Raw genomic sequence first — 15,542 nt, forward strand, 5'->3', positions numbered from 1 at the left:
CATGGGCGCGATCCAAGAGGCGCTCGACGCGCAGGAGTTGACGGATCATCACTGCCATGGGGTGGTCACCGCCGACCTGCCTCGGGCGGACTTCGAAGCACTGCTCACCGAAGGTGGGGTCTGGCCGGGGATCTCGCCCTTCGACAGCCCGGTCGGCGTGTCGGTGCGCCGGCACTGCGCTCCCCTGCTCGACCTCCCCCGGCACGCGCCCGTCGACGACTACCTCGCCCGACGGGCCGAGTTGGGCTGGCGCGAGGTCAACCGCCGCTTTCTGACCGCCGGTTCGACGGACGTGTTCTGCGTGGACACCGGGTACACCCCGGACCTGCTCACCACGCCCGCCGAACTGGCGGACACCGTGGGCGGATCGGCGTACGAGGTGGTGCGGCTGGAGAGTGTCGCGGAGGCGGTGGCGGCGAAGGGGGTCGAACCCGGGGAGTACGCGGCCGAGTTCGCAGCGGCCGCGCGGGAGGCGGTGGGGCGGCCCGGCGTGGTGGCGGTGAAGTCCGTGGCCGCCTACCGCACCGGCTTCGTCCTGGATCCGGCCCGCCCCTCGGCGGACGAGGTCACCGAGGCGGCCCGCCGCTGGCTCGCGGACGGTGGCCGACTGGCGGACCCGGTCCTCGTACGGCATCTGCTGTGGACCGCCGTCGATCTCGGACTGCCGCTCCAACTGCACGTCGGATTCGGTGACAACGACATCCGGCTGCACCGCTGCGACCCCACCCATCTCACCGACTGGCTGCATCTGACCGCCGGCACGATCCCGGTGCTGCTGCTGCACTGCTGGCCCTACCAGCGCCAGGCCGCCTACCTCGCGGCTGTGTTCGAGCAGGTGTATCTCGACGTGGGGCTCACCCTGCACCACGTCGGTCCCGCAAGGGCTCGCGCGATCCTCGCGGAGGCGACGGAGATCACTCCGTTCCGCAAACTGCTGTACAGCTCGGACGCGTACGGTCTGGCTGAGTTCTACTGTCTGGGTGCGCTGGCCTTCCGGCGGGGTCTGACCGGTCTGCTTCAGGACCGGGTGGACGCCGACGAGCTGAGCCTGCCCGACGCCCTGCGGATCGCCCGGTGGGCGGGCGCGGACAACGCTCGCCGGGTCTACCGTCTGCCCGGCCCCTCCTGAAAGTATGATCAAGCAATGTCTGACATGACCGATACCACGCCAGGCTGGCTCAGCGCCGACGAGCTGGAGATGGCGCGTGCCCGTATGCCGATCCTGTACGTCGAGGCGGTGCCCGTGCGCGTCGACGACAGCGGCGAAGTCACCAGCGTCGGCCTGCTGCTGCGCATGGGGCCGGAGGGGACGGTCAGCCGGACCCTGGTCTCCGGCCGGGTGCTGCACCACGAGCGGGTCCGGGACGCGCTCCTGCGCCACCTGGAGAAGGACCTGGGACCCGTGGCGCTGCCCCGGATCCCGGCCTCCCTGCAGCCCTTCACCGTCGCCGAGTACTTCCCGACCCAGGGCGTCACGCCGTACCACGACCCGCGTCAGCACGCGGTGTCGCTGGCCTACGTCGTGCCCGTGACCGGCGACTGCCGGCCCCGGCAGGACGCCCTGGACCTGGTCTGGTTCAGCCCGCAGGAGGCCGTGTCGGCCGCCGTGCAGGGCGAGATGCCGGGCGGGCACGGAGTACTGCTCCGGCAGGCGCTGGCGCACGTGGGATGCGGTCTGTAGCCGGCCCGCCGGGCAGCTCGCCCCGGATCAGTGCGCCGCGTCCAGCCGGGCGCGCTGATCCTGCGTGAGCTCCAGGTCGATCGCGGCCAGGTTCTCCTCCAGCTGGGCCACGGACGAGGCGCCGGCCAAGGGGATGATCGGCAGGTCGCCGCCCATCTGCCAGGCCAGGACGACTTGGTTGAGGGTTGCGCCGGTCTCCTCGGCGACGGCTCGCAGCGCGGCGAGCCGGGCGGGGGTGCCGGGGTGGTCGTAGTCCTGCGGGAGCGGCTTGTCCTGGCGGGTGTACGCGCCCGCGAGGAGCGGCGAGTAGGCGACCAGCGTGAGTTCGGGCTCAGCGCGCAGGTAGGTGAGCAGTTCGGCGCCGGTGTGGCCGAGGCTGCCGTCCGGGAACATGGCGTCGGTCACGTCGGCGCGCGGGCGCAGCAGGCTGTGCTGGTACTGCAGCACCTCGTAGCCGGGCAGCCCGGCCGCGGCGGCCAGGGCGCGGGCCCGCTCGACGCGCCACACGGCGTGGTTGCTGACCCCGAGGAGACCGACCGTGCCCTCGGCGACCAGTTCGGCGAAGCCCTCGACGGTCTCCCGGATCGGGACCGTGCGGTCCTCGATGTGGGCGTAGAGCAGGTCCAGCTTCTCCACGCCGAGGCGTTCCCGGCTGCGTTCGGCGGCCTCGCGGATGACCTTGGCGGACAGGCCTTCGGGGTTGTCGACGTAGCTGGTGCCGGGGGCGAGCGGGCGGGCGCCGAGCTTGGTGGCGATGACGATCTCGTCGCCGATGCCGCGGCTGCGCCGCCAGCGGCCGAGGAGTTCCTCGCTGTGGCCGCCCTGGCCACCGTCGGTCCAGAACGCGTAGTTGTCGGACGTGTCGATGAAGTTGCCGCCGGCCTCGACGTACCGGTCGAGCACGGCGAAGGACGTCTCCTCGTCGGTCCGTGAACCGAAGAGCATCGCGCCGAGGGCGAGCACGCTCACCTCGCGGCGGTGGGCCGGGTCGGTTCCGATGGTGCGGTACCTCATGATGGGTCCTCCCGTTCGCACCCGGTTGTCCGGGCACGAACGGGAGTCTTCATCTTGAAGCGCACTTGAAGTCAAGCCTTCGCGGACGTGCCCTGCGCGAAGGGGCCTTCCAGTGCCGCCCACTGGAGCAGCATGATCGTCTTGGCGTCGGCGATCTCTCCGGTGCGGATCATCTCCAGGGCCCGCCGGAAGGGCAGTTCGACGATCTCGATGTCCTCGCCCTCCTCGTCGAGGCCGCCGCCCTCGTGGGTGCGGGTCGAGGGGCCGTATTCGGCGGCGTAGAAGCTGACGCGTTCGGTGACCGAGCCGGGGCTCATGTAGACGTCGAAAACGTGCCGGACCTCGCCGATGGTGTGGCCGGTCTCCTCCACCACCTCGCGGCGCACGGCGAGTTCGGGGTGTTCGTCATCGTCGTCGAGCAGTCCGCCCGGGGTCTCGACGAGCATGCCGTCGGGGTGGCCGTTGACGTACACCGGGTAGCGGAACTGCCGGGTGAGCAGGACGGTTTCGCGGTCGGCGTCGTAGAGCAGCATGGTGGCGCCGTTGCCGCGGTCGTGCGTCTCGCGCTGCTGGGTGCTCCAGGTGCCGTCGGCGAGCTGGAGGTCGTAGGTCGTGGCGCGCTCGACGTACCAGTGGCTGGAGAGCAGTTGGACGTCCCGGACCTTGACGCGCGGGTTGCCGGTGAGGTCGAGGCCCGTGCGGTCCAGGCCGGTGCGGCCGCGGCGGTCCGGGGTGTCGATGCCGGCGGTCATCGGACACCGGTCCGGCGGGTGGAGGCGGTGGAAAGGTGCATGATCCGCTTCTACCACGCGCGCATTACGTGGGAGGCGCGGCCCGGCAGGTCCACATAAAGGCCGGAGGTGACCAGTTCGGTGCCGTCACGGTCGTACGTCTGCCCGGACAGCAGGTCGGTGAGGTGGCAGGCGCGGTCCCGGAGGTCGGGCCAGGGCAGCGGGACGCGGCCCTGCGCGGGTGTGTCCGAGTCGTTGACGACCACGACGTGGCGGGTGCCGGGGCCGGTCCAGCTCCAGGCGAGGAGGCTGCGGTGCGTGTCGTTGTCCGGCCAACCCGTGCAGGTGAGCAACTGCCAGTCGCCGACCCGCGCCTCGGCCGCGGCCGGCAGCAACCGGCCGTAGAACGCGCGCAGTTGCTCGTCGACGGGTTCGACCGGGCGGCGGGAGAGGAACACCGGTGGGCGTGTCCTCCGGCCCTCGAACTGGCCCTCGTGCCAGAGGGTCGCGCCGGGCAGGGTGGCGACGGTGACGGCGGCGGAGCGCTCGCTGTCGCCGGGGAAGGTGGCGGCGGCGCGGGGTTCGTCGTGGTTCTCCAGGAAGCGGACGAGCCCGTGCTGGTAGGCGAGGTCCGCCTGGAGGTGGCCGTGGACGGATTCGGCGTCCTCGTGCAGCAGCCGGTCGTAGAGCCGCTTGTCGTAGCAGTGGTCGAACCCCTGCTGCTGGAGGGCCCATTCGAGGTCCCAGTAGGCCTCGGCGACGAAGAGCAGGTCCGGGTGGCGCTCGCGGACGCGCGGGAGGACGTACGGCCAGAAGTCCTCCGCCGGCGGGGGTCCGGCCCGGTCGCCCCAGGTCTTGGCGAACACGTCGGTCATCAGCAGCATCGCCATGTCGCAGCGCACGCCGTCCGCCTGGTCGCCGATGGCCACCAGCGTCTCCACCGTCGCCGTGCGCAGGGCCTCGCTGAAGGCGTTCAGTTGGACCACGTCCGGCCAGGGCGGGAAGTACGGGTCCCGGCCGCGGGCGTAGATCCGCCCGCCGGCCTCGATGAAGGACTCGGGCGAGCGGGCGAGGTCCTCCGGGGTGCCGTGGACCAGGCAGTCGGGGCGGTCGGTGAGCCAGGGGTGGTCGGGGGCCACGTGGTTGGGGACGTAGTCGAGGATCAACCGCAGGCCGCGCGCGGCCAGTTGGGCGCGGGCCTCGGCGAGACCGGCCGGGCCGCCGAGGGACTCGTCGACGACGTAGTTCCGTACGCAGTACGGGGATCCGGCGATGTCCGCCTCGGTGAGGTCGGGCAGGGCGGCACGGAAGGAGGCGAGCAGGGACTCGTCGCGCAGGGCGATCGCCAGTCCCGCCGGGCTGCGTTCCCATACGCCCATCAGCCACACGGTGTCGACGCCGGGCCGCGCGACCTCGTCCCAGGCCTCGCCCGGGACCTCGCCCAGGGTGATCGGTCGGCCGTACCGCCCGCTCAACTCACCCAGCCAGATGAGGGTGTTGAGTTCGTAGATCACCGTCATGACAGCGGCTCCTCCCGCAGGGTGCCCCAGTCGCCGACGCCGACGACGTGGAACAGGGTCGCGGTGACGGCGGCGAGGCCGGTCCAGCCGGTCTGGTGGGAGGCGCCGAGGCCCGCGCCGTTGTCGCCGTGGAAGTACTCGTAGAAGAGGATCAGGTTCTTCCAGTGCGGGTCCTTGGCGTACTTGGCCTGGGCGCCGTGCACCGGTCGGTGGCCGTCGGGCCCCTGGAGGAAGGTGGAGGTGAGGCGGTCGGAGATCTCGCGGGCCACCTCGTAGAGGGTGAGGTGCTTGCCGGAGCCGGTCGGGCACTCCACCGTGAAGCCGTCGCCGTGGTAGGCGTACAGGTTCAACAGGGCGCGGATCAGCAGCATGTTGACGGGGAACCAGACCGGGCCGCGCCAGTTGGAGTTGCCGCCGAACATGCCCGAGTCGGACTCGGCGGGCAGATAGCCGACGCCGTACGTCTCGCCGTGCACCTCGAAGGTGAAGGGGTGTTCGGCGTGGTGCTTCGACAGTGAGCGGATGCCGTGCGGGCCGAGGAACTCGTCCTCGTCGAGCATGCGGGCCAGCACGCGGCGCAGCCGGTCCTCGCCGAACAGCGCGAACAGGACACGGCCGCCCTCGCCGGGGCCGATGCTCTTCTGGGCGGAGACGATGGCCGCCACGGCCGGGTGCCGCTCTATGAACTCTTGTGCCCCGGCGGCCAGTTCGGGGAAGCGGCGGCCGGCCCAGGCGCCGACCACGCTGGTCGCCGCGAGCGGGATCAGGCCGACGAGGGAGCGCACCTTGAGGCGGGTGGCGGTGCCGTCGGGCAGCCGCAGGACGTCGTAGAAGAAGCCGTCCTCCTCGTCCCAGAGGCTCTCGTTGTCCTTGCCCATGCGGTTGGTGGCGACGGCGATCCACGCGAAGTGCTCGAAGAGGGTCTGCGCCTGCTCGATGTAGACCGGGTTCTCGTCGGCGAGTTCGATCGCGATCTCCAGCAGGTTCTGGCAGTACAGCGCCATCCAGGCGGTGCCGTCCGCCTGGTCGAGGTGGCCGCCGGTGGGCAGCGGGGCGCTGCGGTCGAAGACGCCGATGTTGTCGAGGCCGAGGAAGCCGCCCTGGAAGACGTTGTTGCCGTCGACGTCCTTGCGGTTGAGCCACCAGCTGAAGTTCTTCATCAGCTTGTGGAAGGCGTTCTCCAGGAAGGCGCGGTCGGCCTTGCCGGTGCGGTGCTTCTCCAGTTCGTAGACGAAAAGGACGGCCCAGGCGTGCACGGGCGGGTTGACGTCGCCGAAGTTCCATTCGTACGCGGGGATCTGGCCGTTGGGGTGGAGATAGAGGCGGCGCAGCAGCAGGTCCAGCTGGGACTTGGCGAAGCCGATGTCGACCATGGACAGGGCGATGGTGTGGAAGGCGAGGTCCCAGGCCGCGAACCAGGGGTACTCCCAGGCGTCCGGCATCGACATGACCTCGTCGTTGACCATGTGGTACCAGGCGCTGTTGCGGACCCGGGGGTCGGCGCCGAGCGGGTCGACGCCGTGCTCGGCGAGCCAGCGCTCGACGTCGAGGTAGTAGTACTGCTTGCTCCACAGCATGCCGGCGAGGGCCTGGCGGACGACCCGGCGCTCGTCCTCGCTCGGGCCGTCGGGCAGGACGTCCTCGTAGAACTCGTCGGCCTCGGTCCGGCGGGCGTCCATGATCGCGTCGAACTCGCCCCAGGGGTCGGCGGGTTGGGCGTCGGTCAGCCGGAGCCGGACGGTCGCGCTGCCGCCGGCGGGGACGGTGAGCACGTGGTGGACGGCGGCCTTGGTGCCGGTCCGGGCGGGGTTGACGGCGTCGGTCTCGCCGTGGACGACACGGCGGTCGATGCCGTCCTTGACGTACGGCGTGGTGTTCGGACTGCCGAAGACACGCTCGTTGTTGGTGTCGTTCTCGGTGAACAGGGTGTCGGTCTCGCCGCTGAAGTACAGCCGCCGCGTGCCCAGTTCCGCGTGCTCGGCGCGGATCGCGGACCCGTCCAGGCCGAGGCTCGGGACGGCGGTGCCGCCGGCCCACGACCAGGTGTGGCGGAACCAGAGGGTCGGCAGCAGATGGAGGGGGGCGTCGTCGGGGCCTCGGTTGTGGGCGGTGATCTCGATCAGCAGGTCCTCGGGGCCGGCCTTGGCGTACTCGACGAAGACGTCGAAGTAGCGGTCCTCGTCGAAGACGCCGGTGTCGAGGAGTTCGTACTCGTAGTCGCGGCGGCCGCGGGAGCGGTTCGTGTCGACCAGGTCGCCGTAGGGAAAGGCGGCTTGGGGGTACTTGTACAGGTACTTCATGTACGAGTGCGTGGGCGTCGAGTCGAGGTAGAAGTAGCACTCCTTGACGTCCTCGCCGTGGTTGCCCTCGGTGTTGGTCAGACCGAAGAGGCGTTCCTTGAGGATCGGGTCGCGGCCGTTCCACAGGGCCAGCGCGAAGCACAGCCGCTGTTTGTCGTCGCTGACGCCGGCGATGCCGTCCTCGCCCCAGCGGTAGGCGCGGGAGCGGGCCTGCTCGTGGGTGAAGTACGACCAGGCGTCGCCGCCGGGGCTGTAGTCCTCGCGGACGGTCCCCCACTGGCGTTCGCTGAGGTAGGGGCCCCAACGACGCCATGGCGCCCGGGACGCGTCGGCCTCCGCCAGCCGCTGCCGTTCGGCGCCGGTCGTACCGCTGTCCGCCATTGTGGACCGCCTCCTCGCGATTGGGCATCGCTCCAAGACTCGGGGGTCGCGGACGGGCCCGCAACGGATGCATGGCGGAGGGGCGGCTTCCGTGCCGTGGCAACTCCCCTGTCCGGTTGAAGCCGCAACGAGCCTCTGTACAAGTAGGCCCCCGGTCTTCACGTGCGCTAGGAGATTCCCCTGCCATGTCCCTGTCCGAGCAGAACCCGGCCCGCACCGAGCCGGTCACCGCACCACCCCGCGCCGCCGGCCGGCGCACCCCGCTGTGGCTGGCGATCCTGGCCTGCAGCGTCCCCATGTTCATGGTCGCGCTCGACAACCTCGTCGTCTCCACGGCCCTGCACACCCTCGCCGTCGACCTGCGGGCGAGCACGCAGGAGCTGCAGTGGTTCGTGAACGCCTATGTGCTCAGCTTCGCCTGCCTGTTGATGACCGGTGCCGCGCTGGGCGACCGGTTCGGCCGCCGGACCGTCTTCGTCGTCGGCATCGCCGTGTTCACCCTGGCCTCGGTCGGCTGCGGACTGTCCGACACCAGCGCCGAGTTGATCACTTTCCGTACGGTCCAGGGCTTCGGCGCGGCGGCCGTGATGCCCCTGTCGCTGACCCTGCTCTCCCAGGCGGTACCCGACCGGCTGCGCGGGCTCGCGCTGGGCGTCTGGTCCGGGGTGAGCGGACTCGCAGTGGCGATGGGCCCCGTGGTCGGCGGAGCGGTGGTCGAGGGACTGGACTGGCAGTGGATCTTCTGGATCAACGTGCCGGTCTGTGCCGTCGCCATTCCGCTGGCTCTGTACGCCCTGCGGGAGAGCTCCCTGCCCGGGGTCCGGCTCGACCTGCTGGGCGTGGTCCTCGCGGCGGCCGGGCTGTGCGCGGTGGTGTGGGCGATCGTGCACGGCGAGCCGGCGGGCTGGACCTCGGCGAAGGTGCTGGGCGCGTTCGCGGGCGGTGCCGTCCTGCTGGCCGCCTTCGCCGCCCGGGAGGCGCGGGTGCCCGAGCCGATGCTGCCGCTGTCCTTCTACCGGGTGCGGGCCTTCACGCTCACCAACGTCGTCTCGGCGGCCATGTACTTCGGCGTCTTCGGCTCCCTGTTCCTGCTCGCCCAGTACCTCCAGATCGTGCCGCCGCGCACTCCGCTGGAGGCCGGTGTCCGCACGCTGGCCTGGACGCTGATGCCGATGTTCGTGGCCCCGGTCGCCGGGCTGCTCACCGACAAGGTCGGCGGGGGCCGGCTGATGGCGCTCGGCCTCTTCCTCCAGGGCGTGGGCCTGGGCTGGATCAACCTGGTCACCGACACCGACACCGCGTACCCCTCCCTCGTCGGTCCGATGATCGTCGCCGGGATCGGCATGGGCTTCGTCTTCGCGCCGACGGCCGCGGTCGTCCTCGGCTCGGTCGCCAAGGAGCACGCGGGCAAGGCGTCCGGCGCCAACACGACCGTCCGGGAGATCGGTGGCGCGCTCGGCATCGCCGTACTCAGCACGGTGTTCGTCGCGCACGGCAGCACGCGCGATCCCGGGCAGTTCGTCGACGGGCTGCGTCCCGCGGTGTGGGTCGGCGTCGCCGTGGTCCTGGCCGGCGCGGTGTGCGCCCTCGGCATCCCGCGCGAGGTCCGGCCGGCCGGACAGGAGTCCGACGAGGCCTGAGCGAGCGATCGTCATTTGCGAACAGGAACGCAACGAACACCGGACAGCATCCACCTCAACGAAGGCGCTGCCGATCCCTGAGCAGGCACTTCGAAGTACGTTACGCCTCCGCCGGCTCGGTCTTCCGGGTGTCGTAGCGCGCTCGCGCCTCGTCGACCTCGTCGGTCTTGTCGGCCGCCCAGTCGCGCACCTGCGACAGCAGACCGTAGAGACCCTGCCCGAGCGGGGTGAGTTCGTAGTCGACACGCACCGGCACGGTCGGGGTGGCCGTGCGCTTCACCATGCCGTCGCGCTCCAGCATGCGCAGAGTCTGAGTGAGCATCTTCTGGCTGACACCGGGGATCTCGCGGCTGATGTGGCTGTACCGCATCGCCTCGCCGTACGACCCCAGGGTGCACATCGTCAGGCTGACCCATCGGTTGCTGATCGTGGAGAGCAAGGCCACCGCCGGGCAGTCGTGCATGTACGCCTCGTACGTTCCCGGCTCGATCTCGCGTGCCGGCCTCGCCTTGGTGGCCATCGGGGTCTCCTGTCGGGAGCGCAACGCACTTAAAAGTGCCTACTTACCAATCGATCGTAACTCCCCTAGCGTTCGTGGAGTTCGAGGCTTTCGACCATGCAAAGGGACGAGCGAAGATCATGCGTGCAGCAGTGGTGAAGAAGATCGGTGGACCCGAGGCCGTCGAGGTCGTGGAGGTCCCGCTCCCGGAACCGGGCCCCTTCGAGGTCCGGGTCAAGGTCGCGGCCGCCGCGCTCAACCCCGCCGACGCGGCCGTGTGGGGCGGGTTCTTCGGGCCGTTGGACGAGGTCGAGTACATCGGTCTCGGTCTGGACGCCGCCGGCACGATCGACGCGGTCGGCGCGGGTGTCCTCCTGGAGGTCGGCACTCCGGTGATCGTCTTCCACGCCCCCGTGCTGCGGCCCACGAAGGCCCAGGCCGAATACCTCGTGACCGAGCTCAACTCCCTCGCCCCCGCCCCGGAGGGCATGGACCTGACGCTCGCGGCGACGATCCCGCTCAACGCGACGACCGCCGTGCAGGCGCTCGAGCACCTCCCGCTGCGCCCCCGCGACACCCTGCTGATCACGGGCGCCGCCGGAGCCGTCGGCGGCTACGCCCTCGAACTGGCCCGGACCCGGGGCCTGCGGATCGTCGCGCAGGGGCGGCCCGAGGACGAGGAGTTCCTCCGCGGTCTCGGCGCCAGGTGGTTCGTGTCGCGCGACGAGGAACTGAGCGCGGCGGTACGCCGGTTGGTGCCGGAGGGCGTGGACGGAGTGCTCGACGCGGCGGCCCTGGGCGCCCCCGCGCTGGCGGCCGTCCGCGACGGCGGCATCTTCGTGAGCGTGCGGGTCGACGTGCTGCCGGCTCCGGAGCGGGGCGTGGTGGTGCGCCACACCTCCGCCGGTCCCGACGCGACCCGTCTCTCCTACGTCTCCGCGCTCGCCGAGGCCGGTGTGCTCACACCGCGGGTGGGGCCGGTCTTCCCGCTCTCGCAGGCCACCGAGGCCCACACCCGGCTCGCCGCGGGCGGCCTGCGCGGCCGGATCGTGCTGGTGCCGTGATGGAAGCCGCTGTCGTCACGGCGGTGACCAGGATCTCCGCTCCGGTGGAGGACGTCTGGCGCGTGCTGGTGGCGTTCGACGAGTACGGGCAGTGGCACCCGGTCCTGTCCTTCGAGGCGAAGCCCGAACAGGCCGTGGTGGGAGCCGAGTTGCCGGCCCACGTCACGCGCGGCGACACCGCCGGGCAGGACGTCGCTCTGCGGATCGTCGAAGCGCGGGCCCCACGCCGGCTGGTCTGGGAGGGCGGGTCGCTCGACACCCTCCTCGGCAGGCACTCGTTCGTGCTCACCCCTCAGCCGGACGGCGGCACCGAACTCACGGACTCCGAGGAGTTCCTCGGCCCGGCCGCCGCCGAACTCGTCCCGACACTCGATCTGCTCAAAGAGGAGTACGCCCGCAATGGTGCGGCGCTGCGCGCCCGCGTGACGGGTCTGTCCGGCTGAGACGGTCGGTCGACGAGGGCGGGTTCACGGTCCCGGGCGGGAGGTGCCAGGACTCCCCCACGGTCCTGGCACGTTCCCTGCTCCCGCGCACGTCCACCGCGGTGATCACCAGCATGCGCGGCCGTCGGCTCCCCTGTCGTTGGCACACGGTCCACAACTGGTTGGCACCGCGTCCACCGCCTCACCTGGGGGCTGTCGTTCGGCTCAGCCCCTGGTCGGCACCGGGCTCACTGCCTCCGGCCTCCTCGGACCGCGCCCGTTCACGGAAGGCGCCCGGCGTGACGCCGTGGGCGGTACGGAAGGCACGGCTGAACTCGGCGGCCCGCGGGAAGCCCCAGCGTGCCCCCACCGCGTGCACCGGCAGCGCGCTCAGCGCCGGATCGGCGAGATCGCGGTGGGCACCGGCCAGGCGCCGGTCGCGGATGTAGGCGGACACGGCGAGGCCCTCGGCCTGGAAGAGGCGGTACAGATAGCTGCGCGAGATGTGGTGTGCGGCGGCCACCCGGGCGGGCGTGAGCTCCGGGTCGTCGAGGTGGCGCCGGATGAAGTCCTTGATCCGCAGGGTCAGGGCGCGGGTGTGCGTCTCCGGCGCCAACTGGCCCTCCGCGTCCAGGGCATGGGCGAAGAGCGCGGTGACCAGATCGACGACGACGTTGCCGAGCCGGGGTGCGTCCGAGGGTGCGTAGGGGCTGGTGTCCGCCGCCAACTGGCCGAGGAACTGGGCCAGTAGCGCGCCCATCCCCTCCCGGCCGGAGATCCGGGAGCCGATCACCCGGTCCGCACTGCGCGCGGGCAACGCCACGAGTGTGCGCGGGACTTCGATGCCGACGATGCTGACCGGCTCGGATCCGGTAGCTATCTCGTACGCCCGTGACGAGCAGTTGGTGTGGATGTCGCCGACCTCGTAGGCAGTGTGCTCCCGGCCCCAGCTGGCCGCTCCTGTCCCGCGGCGCAGCAGGGAGAGGTGGTAGACCTCCGGGTCGGACCGGCGCACCAGCTTCGGGGTGCGCCGGAAGACGAGTTGGTCGAAGCTGGCGGGCCAGATCGTGACGTCCCCGAGGCCGATCAGGCGCTGGTGCCCGCGGTAGTCGGCCGCGCGGTCGCTGTCCAGCTCCATGGGTGCGTGGGTGCGGCCCAGCCGCTCGGTCCACGCCTCGAACCGGTCGCCGACCGGCAGTTCCTCGGTACGGAAGACCGACTCGTGCAGCACGGCGGTCAGTCAATCACACGGTTCCGGGAAGACGCCCTGCGCTGTCCCCTGCCCGCGCATGGCTACCGAGTCCAGCGCACCCGCAGCTCCTGCGGCTTGCGGAAGACCAGGCCGCGCGCCTCGGCCGGTGCCGACGGGTCCAGGCGCAGGTCCGGCAGGCGGTCCAGGAGGTGACGGATGCAGACCCTGGTCTCCAGGCGGGCCAGGTGCGCGCCGAGGCAGAAGTGCGGTCCGTGGGCGAAGGCCAGTTGGAGGCGGGCGTTGTCGCGCCGCAGGTCGAAGCGGTCGGGGTCGGTGAAGACGGCCGGGTCCCGGTTGGCGCCGGCGATCGACACGCTGACGAGATCGCCGCGGCGGATGCGGGCGCCGCCGAGTTCGACGTCGGCGGTGGCGTAGCGGTCCACCACGGCCGCCGCGGGTTCGAGGCGCAGCGACTCCTCCACGGCCGCGTCGATCAGGTCGGGATCGGCGCGCACGAGGGCGAGTTGGGCCGGGTCGCGCAGCAGGTGCAGCACGGCGTTGGTGATCATGCCCTCGGTGGTCTCGATGCCGCCGAACATGAGCACCGCCGCGTTGGAGGCCACCTCCGGCAGCTCCAGGCGTCCGTCGCGGGCCGCCTCGACCAGTACGGAGCCCTCGTTGCGGGCGGCGACCGTGGCCCCGACGCTGGCCTCCAGCTGCGCGAAGGCGGCACCGGCCGCGGGGTCGGCGGGTTCGCCCACGGTGAGGTCGGAGACCGCGCTCACCATGGCGTCGTACCAGGTCAGGATCTCCTTGGGGTCCGCGCCGAGCAGGCCGAGGGATTCGGCGACGACGGCCACGGCGAGCGGTCCTGCCACCTGCCGGCGCAGTTCCGCGCTGCCCCGGGGCTTGATCGCGTCGACGAGCCGGCCGCTCTCCCGCTCGACGAACTCGTTGAAGCGGGTGTGGACGTCCCGGACCCGGAAGGGGTCGGTGAAGGGCTCTCGGTGGCGTTTGTGCGCGGGGCCGTCGAGCGAGAGCATGCTCGGTCCGACGACCTGGGCGGTGGAGAAGCGGGGGTCGTCCACGGTGAAGGTGACCGGGTCGCGCATCACGCGCATCGCCAGGTCCCGGCGGGTGACCGTCCAGCCGCCCAACTCCGGTATCCAGGAGACCGGTTCGTGCTCGCGCAGCAGGGCGAGACGCGGGTGCGGGTCCCGTTCCAGCTCCGCGATCGTGGTGGCGGAGCCGAGCGGGAAACCGGCCGGGGGCGGGGCAGGGGTCGCCAACGGCACAGCTAGGGGTGTGGCGGGATTCGCCGGTGACACGGCCGGTGGCGGGGTGGGATTCGCCGGTGCCACAGCCGGGGACGTGGCGGGATTCGCCGGTGACACAGCCGGTGGCGGGGTGGGATTCGCCGGTGACACGGCCGGTGACATCGCGGAAGTCGTCGGTCGGGCCTCGCTGTGGTCGCGCATGGATCCAGTAAGCCACAGCCCGCTCGGGAGACCGCCGCCAGCCCCTGTCGAGACGTGCGGCGGACGTCCACGAGGACCGAACCTACCGGAGCGTAGGCCACCGGCCCGGAGAGGACTATCGTCGGAGGTCAAGGGCCAGAACGAGGGGAGGCCGCCGTCGATGCAGCAGGACGAGGCCGTGATCGGCTGTACCGGGGAACTGCTCCTCCCCACGCGCGGAGCCGCGGGGCCCGGCGAGATCCTGGTGCGGGTCAGAGGCGGCTCCGAGACCTTCCTCGCCTGGTCCTCACAGCCCCTTCCGAAGGGGGCCACCGTGCTCGTGGTCGAGTCCCGCGGCTGTCGCGAGGTCGAGGTCATCGAGTGGGTCGATCCACTGGACGCGCTGGACGGCGACGCCGACGGCGCAGGTTGAGGAGTACAACATGTTCGGTTACCGCGTTCCCGCCCCCGACGAGGCGATGTTGATCTCGGGCGGGCGACGGGGTCTGGGGGGCGCGCCGTTCCGGGTGGTCACGGGGCACGGAAAGTTCGTGCTGCCGGTCTTCCGCAAGACTCGCTTCCTCACGCTGTCGATGTGCGAGGCCGAGGTCACCGAGACCTGTGTGACCAGGCAGGGCATCGCGCTGCACGTCCGCGCCGTGATCGCGTTCAAGGTCGGCAACGACACCGAGAGCATCATCAACGCGGGCCAGCGCTTCCTGTCCGACCAGGACCAGATGTCGGTGTTGACGGGCCGGATCTTCGCCGGTCACCTGCGTTCCATCATCGGCTCGATGACGGTCGAGGAGATCGTCACCGAGCGGCAGAAGCTCGCCGCGGAGGTCCTGGACACCTCGAAGGTCGAGATGGCGAAGATCGGGCTCATCGTCGACTCGCTCCAGATCCAGTCGATCGACGACGGCGCCACGGGGTACATCGACGCGATGTCCGCTCCGCACAAGGCCGCCATCCAGCGCCAGGCGCAGATCGCGCAGGCGCAGGCCACGCAGGCCTCGGTCGAGGCGGAGCAGGTCGCGGCCCGCAACCAGGCCGAGTACGCCCGGCAGACCGCGATCGTCAAGGCGGAGTACTCCGCCGAGGTGGACCGGGCGCAGGCGCAGGCCGCCCAGGCCGGTCCGCTGGCCCAGGCGCACGCCCAGCAGGAGGTGCTGGCCGCGCAGACCGAACTGGCCCAGCGCCAGGCCCAGTTGCGTCAGCAGCAGCTGGTCGCCGAGATCGTGAAGCCGGCCGAGGCGGAGGCCCAGCGGATCAAGCTGCTCGCCATCGCCGAGGCGGAGCGGATGAAGATCCAGGCCGAGGCGGCCTCCTCCTACGACCGGGTCGCGCTCGACCGGATGCTGATCGACCAGCTCCCGCAGATCGTGAAGGAGGCGGCGGGCGGTCTGGCCGGTGCCAACGTCAACGTCCTCAACGGCGCGGACGGACTCGGTGAGATCGCGGCCGGTCTGGTCGCGCAGGGCCTGACGATCCTGGACTCGGTCCGCCAGAACCTCAACGGACAGAACTCCGACGGCCGTCCCGCCAATGGGCTGCTGGAGCTTCAGGGTTACCTGCGCACGCCGGAAGCGGACGGCGAAGCCGCCAAGGAGGACAAGCCGCGCGACGCCGAGTAGGCGCGGT

The 15,542-nt window shown here is 71.2% G+C and carries 14 protein-coding genes; 7 read left to right on the top strand and 7 right to left on the bottom strand.

All coding sequences use genetic code 11. The features are described 5' to 3' along the window. Position 1 precedes the first annotated feature (1 nt). Both ACIQI8_RS04695 and ACIQI8_RS04700 read left to right on the top strand, forming a co-directional pair. Positions 2-1,129 (top strand): amidohydrolase family protein, encoded by a 1,128-nt coding sequence (locus ACIQI8_RS04695; RefSeq protein WP_402344915.1) that lies wholly within the window; start codon positions 2-4, stop codon positions 1,127-1,129. Positions 1,130-1,144: 15 nt separating this feature from the next. Next, positions 1,145-1,681 (top strand): NUDIX hydrolase family protein, encoded by a 537-nt coding sequence (locus ACIQI8_RS04700; RefSeq protein WP_124002091.1) that lies wholly within the window; start codon positions 1,145-1,147, stop codon positions 1,679-1,681. A gap of 27 nt (positions 1,682-1,708) precedes the next feature. On the opposite strand, the gene ACIQI8_RS04705 is transcribed toward ACIQI8_RS04700, so the two are convergent. The 4 genes from ACIQI8_RS04705 to ACIQI8_RS04720 form a co-directional block, all read right to left on the bottom strand. Beyond that, complete coding sequence (locus ACIQI8_RS04705; RefSeq protein ID WP_402344918.1) at positions 1,709-2,695, bottom strand: aldo/keto reductase; 987 nt, start codon at positions 2,693-2,695, stop codon at positions 1,709-1,711. 71 nt (positions 2,696-2,766) lie between these two features. Continuing rightward, positions 2,767-3,447, bottom strand: a complete 681-nt coding sequence (locus ACIQI8_RS04710) for an NUDIX domain-containing protein (RefSeq protein WP_402344919.1) — start codon at positions 3,445-3,447, stop codon at positions 2,767-2,769. Positions 3,448-3,497: 50 nt separating this feature from the next. Next, positions 3,498-4,946 carry an alpha-amylase gene (locus ACIQI8_RS04715; RefSeq protein WP_402344921.1) on the bottom strand — a complete coding sequence of 483 codons (1,449 nt, stop codon included), beginning with the start codon at positions 4,944-4,946 and terminating at the stop codon, positions 3,498-3,500. Further along, entirely contained in the window at positions 4,943-7,627 is a 2,685-nt protein-coding gene (locus ACIQI8_RS04720) for an MGH1-like glycoside hydrolase domain-containing protein (RefSeq protein WP_402344923.1), read from the bottom strand. Before ACIQI8_RS04720 ends, ACIQI8_RS04715 begins: the two co-directional genes overlap by 4 nt. A gap of 185 nt (positions 7,628-7,812) precedes the next feature. Between ACIQI8_RS04720 and ACIQI8_RS04725 the strand changes: the two genes are divergently transcribed. Continuing rightward, positions 7,813-9,267: an MFS transporter gene (locus ACIQI8_RS04725; RefSeq protein ID WP_402344925.1), complete on the top strand. Its 1,455-nt coding sequence runs from the start codon at positions 7,813-7,815 to the stop codon at positions 9,265-9,267. A 100-nt stretch (positions 9,268-9,367) separates the two neighbouring features. On the opposite strand, the gene ACIQI8_RS04730 is transcribed toward ACIQI8_RS04725, so the two are convergent. Then, positions 9,368-9,787, bottom strand: a complete 420-nt coding sequence (locus ACIQI8_RS04730) for a winged helix-turn-helix transcriptional regulator (RefSeq protein WP_402344927.1) — start codon at positions 9,785-9,787, stop codon at positions 9,368-9,370. Positions 9,788-9,906: 119 nt separating this feature from the next. On the opposite strand from ACIQI8_RS04730, the gene ACIQI8_RS04735 reads away from it, so the two are divergent. Both ACIQI8_RS04735 and ACIQI8_RS04740 read left to right on the top strand, forming a co-directional pair. Next, positions 9,907-10,830 carry an NADP-dependent oxidoreductase gene (locus tag ACIQI8_RS04735; protein ID WP_402344929.1) on the top strand — a complete coding sequence of 308 codons (924 nt, stop codon included), beginning with the start codon at positions 9,907-9,909 and terminating at the stop codon, positions 10,828-10,830. Further along, positions 10,830-11,273, top strand: a complete 444-nt coding sequence (locus ACIQI8_RS04740; protein ID WP_402344931.1) for an SRPBCC domain-containing protein — start codon at positions 10,830-10,832, stop codon at positions 11,271-11,273. The genes ACIQI8_RS04735 and ACIQI8_RS04740 overlap by 1 nt, the downstream gene beginning before the upstream one ends. A gap of 181 nt (positions 11,274-11,454) precedes the next feature. On the opposite strand, the gene ACIQI8_RS04745 is transcribed toward ACIQI8_RS04740, so the two are convergent. Together ACIQI8_RS04745 and ACIQI8_RS04750 are read right to left on the bottom strand one after the other, a co-directional pair. Next, positions 11,455-12,483: a helix-turn-helix domain-containing protein gene (locus ACIQI8_RS04745; RefSeq protein WP_402344933.1), complete on the bottom strand. Its 1,029-nt coding sequence runs from the start codon at positions 12,481-12,483 to the stop codon at positions 11,455-11,457. A gap of 62 nt (positions 12,484-12,545) precedes the next feature. Then, positions 12,546-13,733 carry a cytochrome P450 gene (locus ACIQI8_RS04750; RefSeq protein ID WP_402344936.1) on the bottom strand — a complete coding sequence of 396 codons (1,188 nt, stop codon included), beginning with the start codon at positions 13,731-13,733 and terminating at the stop codon, positions 12,546-12,548. Positions 13,734-14,082: 349 nt separating this feature from the next. Between ACIQI8_RS04750 and ACIQI8_RS04755 the strand changes: the two genes are divergently transcribed. Next, entirely contained in the window at positions 14,083-14,334 is a 252-nt protein-coding gene (locus ACIQI8_RS04755) for a hypothetical protein (protein WP_124002080.1), read from the top strand. Between the two features lie 10 nt (positions 14,335-14,344). Next, complete coding sequence (locus ACIQI8_RS04760) at positions 14,345-15,535, top strand: SPFH domain-containing protein (RefSeq protein ID WP_402344938.1); 1,191 nt, start codon at positions 14,345-14,347, stop codon at positions 15,533-15,535. Positions 15,536-15,542 lie beyond the last annotated feature (7 nt).

The sequence above is a fragment of the Streptomyces sp. NPDC092369 genome, assembly GCF_044755245.1.
Taxonomy (GTDB): domain Bacteria; phylum Actinomycetota; class Actinomycetes; order Streptomycetales; family Streptomycetaceae; genus Streptomyces.

Excerpts from the sequence above, each read along its gene's own strand:
- ACIQI8_RS04720 (WP_402344923.1), bottom strand. The coding sequence starts at position 7,627 with ATGGCGGACAGCGGTACGACCGGCGCCGAACGGCAGCGGCTGGCGGAG.
- ACIQI8_RS04705 (WP_402344918.1), bottom strand. The coding sequence starts at position 2,695 with ATGAGGTACCGCACCATCGGAACCGACCCGGCCCACCGCCGCGAGGTG.
- ACIQI8_RS04695 (WP_402344915.1), top strand. The coding sequence starts at position 2 with ATGGGCGCGATCCAAGAGGCGCTCGACGCGCAGGAGTTGACGGATCAT.
- ACIQI8_RS04725 (WP_402344925.1), top strand. The coding sequence starts at position 7,813 with ATGTCCCTGTCCGAGCAGAACCCGGCCCGCACCGAGCCGGTCACCGCA.
- ACIQI8_RS04700 (WP_124002091.1), top strand. The coding sequence starts at position 1,145 with ATGTCTGACATGACCGATACCACGCCAGGCTGGCTCAGCGCCGACGAG.
- ACIQI8_RS04735 (WP_402344929.1), top strand. The coding sequence starts at position 9,907 with ATGCGTGCAGCAGTGGTGAAGAAGATCGGTGGACCCGAGGCCGTCGAG.
- ACIQI8_RS04740 (WP_402344931.1), top strand. The coding sequence starts at position 10,830 with ATGGAAGCCGCTGTCGTCACGGCGGTGACCAGGATCTCCGCTCCGGTG.
- ACIQI8_RS04710 (WP_402344919.1), bottom strand. The coding sequence starts at position 3,447 with ATGACCGCCGGCATCGACACCCCGGACCGCCGCGGCCGCACCGGCCTG.
- ACIQI8_RS04760 (WP_402344938.1), top strand. The coding sequence starts at position 14,345 with ATGTTCGGTTACCGCGTTCCCGCCCCCGACGAGGCGATGTTGATCTCG.
- ACIQI8_RS04755 (WP_124002080.1), top strand. The coding sequence starts at position 14,083 with ATGCAGCAGGACGAGGCCGTGATCGGCTGTACCGGGGAACTGCTCCTC.
- ACIQI8_RS04730 (WP_402344927.1), bottom strand. The coding sequence starts at position 9,787 with ATGGCCACCAAGGCGAGGCCGGCACGCGAGATCGAGCCGGGAACGTAC.
- ACIQI8_RS04715 (WP_402344921.1), bottom strand. The coding sequence starts at position 4,946 with ATGACGGTGATCTACGAACTCAACACCCTCATCTGGCTGGGTGAGTTG.